Source organism: Flagellimonas chongwuensis, assembly GCF_013376415.1.
GTDB lineage: Bacteria > Bacteroidota > Bacteroidia > Flavobacteriales > Flavobacteriaceae > Flagellimonas > Flagellimonas chongwuensis.
Genome location: NZ_WYET01000001.1, coordinates 96,566 through 108,136, shown reverse-complemented (window position 1 = coordinate 108,136; position 11,571 = coordinate 96,566). Strand labels below are relative to the sequence as shown.

Genomic DNA, 11,571 nt, shown 5'->3' with positions numbered 1-11,571 from the left:
GATTAAATTTCGGGTTTTTTCAATACTTTTTCGATGGGCTTTACCAAATTTCGAATAATCTGTTCGCCATTAGGGTCATCGATCAGTGCGACCAAGATGTATCTTCGATTGGACTCTTTGCCCCATACCAGAATGGAATCGGAATGATAGGTTTTCCAAGAGCCTGATTTCCTAAAAAGACGTGCGGAAGGCGCAATCACCTCCAAGGTATTCACGAATTTGTGGTGAAGTTCCGGGTTCTCCATGATGTTGAGCATTTGTTTGGAGCGCTTTTCATTTACCAGTTTACCATTGGCAAGTAAATAATAAAAACGGCACACCTGTGTAACGGATGCGGCATGGCTGAGTTGTTTTAGAGGTTCCCTATTGGTGTCTCCACCGCCACCATATCTTTTGCCTACCCAGAGCCCGCCTCCGTTGCCTTCATCGTAGAAAGCATACTTTGGGTCGGTCATTACGGATTCTATCTTGGCATACCCCAAACGGTCAATCATTCTGGTAGATGCTGCATTGTCCGATTTGCTGATCATTAATCTCATGTCCTTTTTGACTTCGGAAGTTTCAATGATCTCACTCTTTTCTATAGCGTCCATTGCGGCAAGTAGAATGGCAATCTTTGGTAGGCTTGCAGCATACATCATGTGATTGCCGTTGATCCTTGCAAATCTAACACGTTCGGGGTTGCTAAGATCCACGATGCCAATTGCCATCTTTTTTTGACCTATCAAGCTGGCCCACGCCTCATTGCCCAAAATCTCGTCTTCTAGATTTGCTTGTAACGAGGTGTCTATCAACTTGGTCAACGGTTTTACTTTTTCGCTCCCCACTTTTATTGGTAGAGTTTGCTGCCCAAAGATGGAAAAGCAAACGGGAAAAAATAAAAATGCGAAATAGGTGATTTTCATTTAAAACGCATATTTAAAAATTAGTCAAAATTATATAATCTTAAGACACACAATGTGTTAAATAATAAAAATTAGTTAAAATGCTAAATTGAGCATTTATAGGGTGTATGAGCTGTGTTGGAAATTCAACATGTTAAAATTCATATGGATTAATACGATTGTAAATATTGTTTCGGTTTTTCGGTAAGGGCTAATTTTTCTATGATAAGTAAATGTTTATGAAGAAGTATCCGAACCTTAAAAATGGATTTCTTTTTACAACAGAGTTCCTTTTTTGAATTAAGTATAATATATTGTAAGTAAAACGTTACATAATTATACTGTTTCCCCAAAAAAATGCTCAAGAGATACATACTTATCATTTCTGCCATCATCAATATCGTGTCAATTTTGGCCATATTGGGATGGATGTTTCAATTGGAATCCCTCACCAGGGTTGTTTCCGAACTCCCGTCAATGAAATTCAACACAGCCTTGTGCTTTATTTTCTTGGGAGCTACCATAGTACTTATTGTAAAACACTATAATATAGTTTTTGCGCATATCGTCAATGCATTTTTATTGATTGTAGGTTTGTTAACTTTGAGTCAGGATATTTTTGCCATTGATTTGGGAATAGACCAATTTATTGTGGAGGATCACTTTGGGATACGATCAAGTAACCCGCACCCGGGCAGGATGTCGTCTGCCACTTCACTCTCTTTTTCGCTTTTGGGGATATCACTTTTACTGATTTTATTAGGGAAACCTAACAAAATGAGGTTTGCAGCATACATGTCCCAAGCTGTGGCATTTTTTTCTTTCTTGGCGATCACAGCTTATTTTTTTCAAATTCCTACGGAGGATAAGATCAACTTTCTTTCATCCATGGCCGTGCATACAGCAATCGGATTTCTGTTGGCGAGCACAGCCATTTCACTTATGGTCCCAAAATATGGGATTATGGAACTTTTTATTGGCAGGGGGATAGGAAACCATCTTGTAAGAAAAATGTTTCTCCAATTATCGGCTGTGACCCTTTTGATCACATATGCCATCTTCCGTATCTACAAGGCAGGGTACTTAGAATCAGGTTTTTCAATTGCCGTACTTGCAGTTGCATTTATTTCGACGGTACTGTTTTTTTTAATGGTAGTTATACCGGCCATAAACGATTTGGAACAGGAAAGAAGAAGTGCACAAAGAGACCTTTTGGCCACTAGTACGTACCTTAACGCCACACCGGACCCTATCGTAATTATTGATGACTCCGGCAAGATTCTACTTTCCAATAGTTTAATGAAAAAGACCTTTGGCTATGATGCCATACGCTTAAAGGGAAAAAACATTAACGATTTTGTGTCCGATGATTTTACAGAGGTTCATAAGAACCATATCAAGGAATTTTCAGCGGTAGAACCTACCATTGAGGAAAATGGAGAGGAAGCAAACATTACATCTGTAATTGAGACCCACTTGCTCAAAGATAAAGGCAAAAAATTACCGGTTGAAATAACATTAAATTCCATTATTACCTTAAATGGTTACAACACCATTGTTGCTTTTAGGGATATTTCCAGAAGGATCAAAGCAGAGTCCAATTTCAAAAAGGCCAATGAAAAGGTTTTGGCTGCCTTGGATGCCTCCATCATTGGGATATGGGATTATGATATCGAGGATGGTTCCATTATCTGGGACGATACCATGTACAGTATTTATGGTCTGGACAAGGAAAAAGAGCCTATAAAGTTTTCGATTTGGGCAAGTATGATCCACAAGGACGATTTAGATTGGGTGCTAAAACTTTTGGAGGGTGCCATAGCCAATAAAACGTCTTATGAAGGTGATTTTAGGATTATTTGGCCTGACGGTTCCATGCGCCACATACGCGCAAAAGGATCGGTATATCTTAATAAAGAAGGCGAAGTAATCAGAATGTTGGGGACCAATTGGGACATCACCGAGCAGAAAACCTATGAGCTTGCTTTGGAAGCAAGTACGGAACAAAATAGACTGTTTATAGATGAAGCACCAACGGCCATAGCCATGTTCGATACCAACATGGTGTACTTGGCAGCTTCCAAAAAGTGGTTGGAAGATTATCACCTTACAGAAAGTGTTATAGGTAGGTCGCATTACGATGTGTTCCCAGAAATCGGGGATGACTGGAAAAAAATCCACCAAGAATGTTTGAACGGGGCCGTAAATACGTGCGATGAGGCCGTGTTTGAAAGGGCAGATGGCTCTAAACAATGGATAACATGGGAGGTTAAGCCATGGTACAAAAAGCCCGATGAAGTTGGAGGGTTGCTCATGTTTACCGCAAACATCACACAGTTCAAAGAAAATATCATGGAACGCTTGCGGTTGCAAGATATGTTGGACCAATCCAACCAGATTGCAAAAATTGGGAGTTGGGAATATGATGCTTCAAAAAATACTCTTGCCTGTAGTTCTATGACCAAAGAAATATATGGTGTGCCCAAGGATAGGGAACCCAACTTGGACAGAATGCTTTCTTTTTACTCCAAGAAAGATGCAAAAACGTTGGACGAAGCCATTCAACAATCCTTGGAACAATCGCACTCCTTTGATATGGAACTTAAAATGAACGCCGCCGATGGAGAGAAAAAATGGGTAAGGGTCATAGGTAGGACAAAAGGTTCTGAAACTGACGGTAAAGTGTATGGAATTTTCCAGGACATTACCAGAATGAAGGTTTATGAGACCTCATTGATAAAGGAAAAGCAGAAAGCAGAGGCAGCTAATAGATCAAAATCCGAATTTTTGGCAAACATGAGCCATGAAATCCGAACACCCTTGAACGGTGTAATCGGATTTACGGATTTATTGATGAAAACCGAGCTCAATGAAAGTCAGTCCGAGTATATGCACACGGTCTATAACTCGGCGAATCACCTTTTGGATATAATCAATGATATACTGGATTTCTCTAAGATCGAGGCAGGGAAATTGGAATTGAACATTGAGAAAATAGATCTGCTGGAACTTTGTGATCAAACCATGGACATTGTCAAACATCAGGCACATGCCAAGGGCCTTGAAATATTGTTGGATATTTCCCCGGATATTGATCGCTCTATACATGCAGATTCTGTTCGCCTACGCCAAATACTAACCAATCTTTTGGGGAATGCAGTAAAATTTACCCATCAAGGTGAAGTAGAGCTTAAAGTCAGGTATAAGCCCGAATTGGGGACAGACCCAAACAAAAAATGCTTTGTTTTCTCTATTAGGGATACAGGGGTCGGCATAGCCGAACATAACTTGGAGAAGATTTTTAAGGCTTTCGATCAAGAAGATGCCTCAACGACCAGAAAATTTGGAGGAACGGGTCTAGGACTTACCATTAGTAACCGTCTTCTGAATTTTATGGGAAGCAGTTTGCATGTGGAGAGTAAACTCAACCAAGGTAGTGTGTTTTCCTTTGTTGTTGAGTTTAAAACGGAGGATGAATCCAGTAGGGGAGATGAACCGTTAAAATCCAAAGTAAAAAAGGTCTTGGTGGTCGATGACAATCACAATAATAGAATCATATTAAGGGATATGCTAAAACTCTCCCATATTGATTCGGAGCTTGCGATCCACGGAGTCGAAGCACTGGAACTTTTGGAGAAGCATTCAGATTTTGATTTGATGATCTTGGATTATAACATGCCTTATCTCAACGGAGTTGAGGTGATTCAACATGTTCGTGAAAAATTTGGTATGTCCGCGGAACAACTTCCCATAATGCTGCTACACAGTTCCATCGAAGATGAAAGCATAAAACAAGCCTGCTCCGAATATGGGGTGCGTTTCAATTTATCGAAACCCGTAATGTTGCGGGATTTACAGTCTACACTCATTAAGGTCGGCAGTTCAAATGGTGTTGTTAAAACAGAGTCATCGGAACAAGCAGATACTAAAAGTTTGGAACATTTATCTCCGAATATTCTGGTGGCCGAGGATAACCCCGTAAACAGATTTTTAGCACGCACTTTGTTGCAAAAAATAATGCCGCAGGCCAAAATTGTGGAGGCTCACGATGGCTCGCAAGCAGTTGAACATGTTTTCCAAGCTCAGTTCGATGTTATTTTTATGGACATCCAGATGCCCGTAATGAGTGGGTTCGATGCTACCCAGAAAATAAGGGAGCTAGAGGAGCCTAATGAACATGTTCCTATAGTTGCACTAACCGCAGGAGTTGTTAAAGGAGAAAAAGAACGCTGTTTGGAATATGGAATGGATGACTATGTCACCAAGCCGGTAGTCTTAGAAAAGTTAAAAGAAGTCCTTTCAAGTTTCCTCTTGAAGTAAAATATTACAATTAATATGTTTTTCATACAATTTTATGTCCGATTCTATGTTTAAGTAGGTATAAACCTACTTTTAGAAATGGGCACTATCCTAAAAAATGTATTGATTATCAGTCCCACGGAAAACCTCATGGAGAGTTTCCAGAGTTTTGATACTTGTCGTGACTGGGAAATGGACTATTGCCAAGATAGCTTTAGTGCCTTGCAACGTTTAAAGAATTCAACCTATGATCTGATCATAATGGATGAGGGCATAGGACCTTTAGATCCTTTCAAGGTTATGGACTATGTTTTTCATGAGCTGCAAAAGTCCTATCCAATAGTAATCGTAGGTGACAATAGCAAACCAGAAGCGATACACGAAAACTATCAACGATGCAATTATCCCATAGAGCAATATAATGTTGATGCGCTTGTACATTATGGAAAAAGTGAAGAAAAAGAAAAGAAACTTTTCTCCTTGGAATATTTAAACGAACTATCCGACAATAATCAGGAATTTATAGAAGAATCCATTGTATTGTTCAAAAACACCTTGGATGCCAAGTTTGTTGATCTTCAAAAGGCCATTTCAACCCCGGATTTTGAGGAAGCACGTCAAATTGCGCATAACATAAAGCCCAGCTTTTCGATGTTGGGCAATGATGCAGGACCGGTTATTTGCAATACGATTTGCTATGACGCTTTAGAAAGCGAGATTCCAGAATTGGCCCAAACCTTGATGAATGAATATGGGTTGATTGTAGATGAAATTGAAAAACAGTTCCCCAAATTAAAAGCAGTATGAAGAAGAGAATTTTGATCATCGAAGACAATCCCATGGTTGTAAAATCATTGGAGTTTAAGCTGACCAAAGATGGGTATGACGTTGTTGTGGCCGAAGACGGTAGAAAGGCTTTGGAAATACTCAAGGAAGACGATGCCATTGAATTGGTCATTACTGACCTAATGTTGCCCTATATTACAGGAACGGAACTCATAGAGCATATCAGGAACAATACTCCCACTATGCCCATAATAGTACTCTCTACTTCCAATCAAGAGGAAATTATAACTGATGCCTTTATGATGGGGGTCAACGATTTTATCACCAAGCCCTTCAGTCCCAACGAATTGTCTTTGCGGGTAAAAAGAACCATTGAAAGTCATTGATTGTCTGTATTGGAGAACATAATGCCTGATTGGCCTTGGCCGTTAAAGGTAACGGCCTTTTTTGTATGCTTGTTTTTTTTGTTGGTGATCGTTACAGTGTCCGCATTGATAATCCTCAGACGCTATAAAAACGCAAGAGACCGCAAGAAAAAATTATTTCAGGATAATATCGATACTTTTTTGAACAACGCTTTGTTCGATGAAACGTTTAATCTAAAAAAGGAGGCAAAAACCTTCAGATTCCAATTCTTAACATTCAAGTTGCAAAAGAAAATTGCCGTAAGGCAAATCTTGGTCTATAACGAAAATCTAAAGGGAGAATCATCCATCACCCTAAAAAATATTTTCCGGGCTTTGGAGCTGGATACCTTTATATTGGATTCCTTGAAGAACGGCAGGTGGTATGATAAGGCACGGGCAATCTACGTACTCTCGGAACTCCACGTAAAGGAATCCAAGCAAGTGGCACTTTATTTAAACGATAAGCACGAGACCGTGCGTGCCCAAGCTATCTATTTCTATATAAAAACGGCAGAGAACAAACCATTGTCTTTCTTCTCCAAATTAAAAAAAGAACTTACGTTGTGGGAGCTCATCCAGCTGGAGGACTGTTTAAAGTTTGTATACGAAGGGGCTACCCCGGACTTTTCCTTATGGTTGAAGCATGAATTGAGCACCGTTCTCCTTTTCTCCATTAGAATGATTCAGCAATTCAATCAATTTGAGCACATTCCGGCGATTGTTCCTTTTTTGGACCATCCCAATGAACAGGTAAGAAAACAAGCAGTGACCTCCTTGCGAAAACTGAATTATGAAAAGCTGCTGGATGAGGTAATGCCCAAATTTTCCAAGGAGACCCGATTGGTCAAAAAAGAAATCATCAAAGCGGTGGAAACCCTTGGAGATCTACAAATGCTTCACAAATTAAAGCCGACCCTTGAGGAAAATATGGAGTGGCAGACCCAACTTATGTACTTGAGTGCAGAAAAAAGGATGCAACCCAACTTTTAAATTTAGGCGAACCTGTGGAAAACCTATACATCAACCATATTACGGAAATTATAAGCTGGCTGTTTTTGGCGTATGGGGCCATTGTATGTTCTGGGTATGTTTTTTCTGCATTTTTTTCCTATCTGGAAATACGCGAATATAAACGTAAGAATGGTTTAAAGGATGAGATAGCACTGTTGCAATCCACAAATCTACCTTCCATATCCATTTTGGCCCCCGCCTATAACGAAGAGGCCAATATTGTGGAAAATGTAAGGTCATTGCTTACGATGAACTATCCCTCATGCGAAATTGTCATCATCAACGATGGCAGTAAGGATGGCACCATGGAAAAACTCATTGAAAGCTTTCACTTGGTCAAGGACGATTCCGTTTACTATAACATTTTGCCTTCACAGAACATCAAACAAATATATAAGTCAACATTTAAATCCTTCAAAAACCTTAAGGTTGTGGACAAGGCAAACGGCGGCAAGGCTGATGCACTTAACGCAGGGATCAATGTGTCCAAACACGATATCATTTGCTGTATCGATGTGGATTGTGTACTGGAAAGCGATGCATTATTAAAATTGATAAAGCCATTTTTGAACAACGAGAAAAAGGTTATCGCATCAGGAGGTATTATTCGTATAGCCAACTCTTGTATTATCGAAGATGGAAAAATTGTTGAGGTGAAGCTGCCCGACAAGTTCTTGATACGCGCACAGATTATTGAATATTTCCGGGCTTTTTTAATGGGACGTATGGCCTGGTCACGTGTTGATGGACTATTGTTGATTTCGGGCGCATTTGGCATGTTTGACAAGGAGACCGTAATAGAGGCAGGAGGCTATAACCCAAATACCGTTGGGGAGGACATGGAACTCTTGGTACGCATGCGTAGGCTCATGAGAAACAGAAAAGTAGATTACACGGTCGGATTTATTCCCGACCCGCTCTGCTGGACCGAGGTTCCGCACAACTGGACCATATTGCACCGGCAAAGAAACAGATGGACGCGTGGAACCGCTGAAACCCTTTGGATTCATAGGCGCATGATGTTCAACCCAAAATATGGGGTGCTTGGTCTTTTGAGTACACCGTATTGGCTGTTTTTTGAATGGTTTGCGCCCCTAGTGGAATTTTTTGGGATACTATTTTTTATTGCACTTATGATCTTGGGTCAAATCAATTGGATGTTCGTGCTCGGATTTACCATGGTTTCGTATGGATTTGCGGTGCTCTATTCAGTAACCGCACTATTTTTTGAGGAATTCTCATTTCAGCAATACAAAAAAACCACCTATACCTACAAACTCATACTCACCGCATTTTTGGAACCCATCATTTTTCACCCCTTTATCCTTTGGTCATCCCTAAAGGGAAACATTGATTTGATACGCGGAAGAAAGTCTTGGGGCGATATGAGCAGAGCAGGTCTGGGCAAGATAAGGGAAGAGGTAATTACAAAATAGATCATGATACAGCCTTTTTCAAACAATAATATTTTAAAAACCATTCATGTATGAGAAAACAGTTTTGGTTATATGTTTTTCTTTTTTTGACATTGGGCGTTTGGTCACAAGAGACTGTTCCGGTGAACGAGATGTATACAATGGCCAGGGAAGAAGCGTTTGAACATAAAAATTATGATAAGGCCATTGGTTTTATGGAGGAGGTGGTGAAAAAAGCTCCGGAAAATGTGGACTATGCCATTTTTTTGGGGCGATTGTACACATGGGACAAACAAACCGATAAGGCAAGAAGAATCCTAGGAGCAACTTTCAAATCGAATTCGGAGTATGAAGACGCAGCCTTGGCTTACGCCAGCTTGGAGTTCTGGAATCAAGATTCGGAGAAGGCCTTGGAAATTACCAATAAAGGATTGCAATCCCATCCAGATTCCGAGAACCTGTTGGTGCTCAAAGCAAAAGTCTTAATGGACCTAAAGCGAGGTCAAGAAGCAAGCAAAACGTTGAACACCGCTTTGAAATACCATCCAAAATCCACCAACGTACGGTCCTTGTTACAGAATATGGCCACGGGCGAGAACTTGAATGAGGTAGGAATATCCTATAATTTTGTGGATTTCAAGGAGCGTTTTGACCAACCTTGGCATTTGGCAAGTCTGCATTATGGAAGGCAAACAGGCATTGGACCGATTTTTGGCAGGCTTAATTATGGCAATAGGTTTGGAATCGGAAGTACACAGTTCGAGATGGATTTTTATCCAAGAATTTCAAAAACGTTTTATGCCTATATCAATGGGGGAATATCCAACGATAAAGCTATTTTTCCAGAGTATCGCGCTGGATTTTCACTTTATGCCAATCTACCTGCTGCCTTTGAGGTGGATGCTGGTTTTAGAATGCTACAGTTTGATGAATCCTCATGGACCTACACCTTTGGATTGGGTAAATATTACAAAAACTATTGGTTTAACCTTAGGACGTATCTGAATGCGGTAGATGCTGAGGTAGCAGATTCGTATGCACTTACGGCAAGATACTATTTTGGCGGAGCCGACGATTATTTTAGCGTACGGGTGGGGACCGGTTTTTCGCCGGACAATACATCGAACAATGTGCTGTTCAATAATACAGCAAGGTTACACTCTACTAATTTTGCCTTGGGCTATAGAAACCTGTTGGGCCAAACCCATGTTGTTTATGTAGAAGCATCTTATGACCGTATAGAGTTTGCTTCGGACACTTTTGATGACCAATACACTGTGAAATTGGGTTATATCAAGCGTTTTTGAGATGTAGGATGGACATACAAGAAGTATCGGATTAATATTCGATACTTCTTGTAGATCAATATTTCCTCAAATACTATTGCATCAGTTTAACTTCCAAACGCTATTGTCGGTTGACGAAAAATTACTCCTTTGGGTCCCTCCGATGGCAAATAGATCACCATTTAAATTGACCAACGTAAAGAAAATAGCCCGTATAGGGAAGGAATCAATCGTAGTGGCCAATTCCCAATCTTCACCATTTGGGGATATATAAAAGGTGGAGTAGCTATTGGGGCCATCAACAGGAGTAGTCATCAATATAATGGCATTGTCCAATACTACGGTTCTTACAGAGTTTATACCTCTCTCCCGAATGCCAGAAACCACCGGAGCGGACCAGTTTGCCCCATCCGTACTTGTTCTTGTACTGATTGATTCGATATCGGAATCTGGATTGGGTTCAAAGCAATATAGAATATCATTGAGGCTTTCAATTTGAAAACCGTATTTGGATTCAAATCCATGGTTTTCGGTTTCCAGCACCCAATTTAAGCCATCCGTACTACTATAAACATTTCGCTCAGGGGAAAGTTCTTCCACATCGCCCCGGTAGCCGGCAATCCTAAATATTTGATCTCCAAGAGCTGTAAATCTAGAGGACTGATATTGAGTAAAGGGTGTGGTCTCCGTTTCCTCCACCCAAGTGATGCCATCTTCGGAACTAAAAATCTTGTTGGACACAATACCCTCGTAAATACCTCCGTAGATCCATAGTTTACCATTGAACGCTATCAGCTCGTGCCCATAAATGGCCCCAAAAGAAAGATTGCCTTCAAATGTCCAGTTTTCACCATCAACACTGGACCAAATATCCGGGAGCGGAGTATCCGTTTCGTCTCTGCCTCCGATCAACCATATTTTTTCATTAAAAACTTCAACAGCTGCACCCTTTCTGCTGCCGTATGCTGCATCTTCGGTAATCAAAGTAGCGAAAATGGCTTCGGTGGTAAAGACCTGTATTTCGCTTTCTGCTAGGGTAGTGCCATCTTCAATGGCTATTACCTGCCAATAATAGTCGGTATTCAGCTCAAGGGTGTCGGTTTCCTCTATATCAAAGGTGGGCATGTCAAGTCCGGATGCGAATTCTGTCAACCCATCCTCGGAGGTTCCAAGAAAAACCGAGTATGTTGCCGTTTGCTCTCCATCGTACTCCTGCCAGGCTATGGTCGGTGTCTTGGAAACGGGCTTTTCGTTATTGGAAGGACTCAATGTAACCAAGGTCCCAACCGTAATTTCTTCCCCGTCATCGTCGTTGCCATCGTCATCATCTCCAACGTCATCCACGTCTTCAATTTCATCTTCGATTTCACTTCCATTGTCATCATTGCTGCAGGATAGCAGTAAAAATGTAAAGCAAATAGACAGTAGTGTCAAAAAAAGCTTTGTAAGTTTCATAATTTATGGTGTTTATTATAAGTGTTGT

8 protein-coding genes are annotated in these 11,571 nt (G+C 40.6%); 6 read left to right on the top strand and 2 right to left on the bottom strand.

Features of this window, described 5'->3' with window-relative positions; translation table 11 throughout:
* Positions 1 to 2: 2 nt before the first annotated feature.
* Positions 3 to 905, bottom strand: a complete 903-nt coding sequence (locus tag GUA46_RS00470; protein WP_108245371.1) for a serine hydrolase — start codon at positions 903 to 905, stop codon at positions 3 to 5.
* Between the two features lie 336 nt (positions 906 to 1,241).
* Here GUA46_RS00470 and GUA46_RS00465 point away from each other — a divergent pair, with 336 nt between their 5' ends.
* The 6 genes from GUA46_RS00465 (at position 1,242) to GUA46_RS00440 (ending at position 10,109) form a co-directional block, all read left to right on the top strand.
* Entirely contained in the window at positions 1,242 to 5,204 is a 3,963-nt protein-coding gene (locus GUA46_RS00465; protein WP_176618854.1) for a response regulator, read from the top strand.
* A 78-nt stretch (positions 5,205 to 5,282) separates the two neighbouring features.
* Complete coding sequence (locus GUA46_RS00460) at positions 5,283 to 5,990, top strand: Hpt domain-containing protein (RefSeq protein ID WP_176618853.1); 708 nt, start codon at positions 5,283 to 5,285, stop codon at positions 5,988 to 5,990.
* A complete protein-coding gene (locus tag GUA46_RS00455; protein ID WP_108245368.1) occupies positions 5,987 to 6,355 on the top strand; it encodes a response regulator transcription factor in 369 nt (122 codons plus the stop codon). Before GUA46_RS00460 ends, GUA46_RS00455 begins: the two co-directional genes overlap by 4 nt.
* Before the next feature lie 9 nt (positions 6,356 to 6,364).
* Positions 6,365 to 7,366: a HEAT repeat domain-containing protein gene (locus tag GUA46_RS00450; RefSeq protein ID WP_176618852.1), complete on the top strand. Its 1,002-nt coding sequence runs from the start codon at positions 6,365 to 6,367 to the stop codon at positions 7,364 to 7,366.
* Positions 7,367 to 7,380: 14 nt separating this feature from the next.
* A complete protein-coding gene (locus GUA46_RS00445) occupies positions 7,381 to 8,823 on the top strand; it encodes a glycosyltransferase family 2 protein (protein ID WP_176618851.1) in 1,443 nt (480 codons plus the stop codon).
* A gap of 50 nt (positions 8,824 to 8,873) precedes the next feature.
* The gene (locus GUA46_RS00440; RefSeq protein WP_176618850.1) at positions 8,874 to 10,109 is read left to right on the top strand and encodes a YaiO family outer membrane beta-barrel protein; all 1,236 of its coding nucleotides are present in this window, start codon (positions 8,874 to 8,876) and stop codon (positions 10,107 to 10,109) included.
* Between the two features lie 81 nt (positions 10,110 to 10,190).
* Here the strand turns inward: GUA46_RS00440 and GUA46_RS00435 are convergent, their stop codons facing one another.
* Positions 10,191 to 11,543 (bottom strand): hypothetical protein, encoded by a 1,353-nt coding sequence (locus GUA46_RS00435; RefSeq protein WP_176618849.1) that lies wholly within the window; start codon positions 11,541 to 11,543, stop codon positions 10,191 to 10,193.
* Positions 11,544 to 11,571 lie beyond the last annotated feature (28 nt).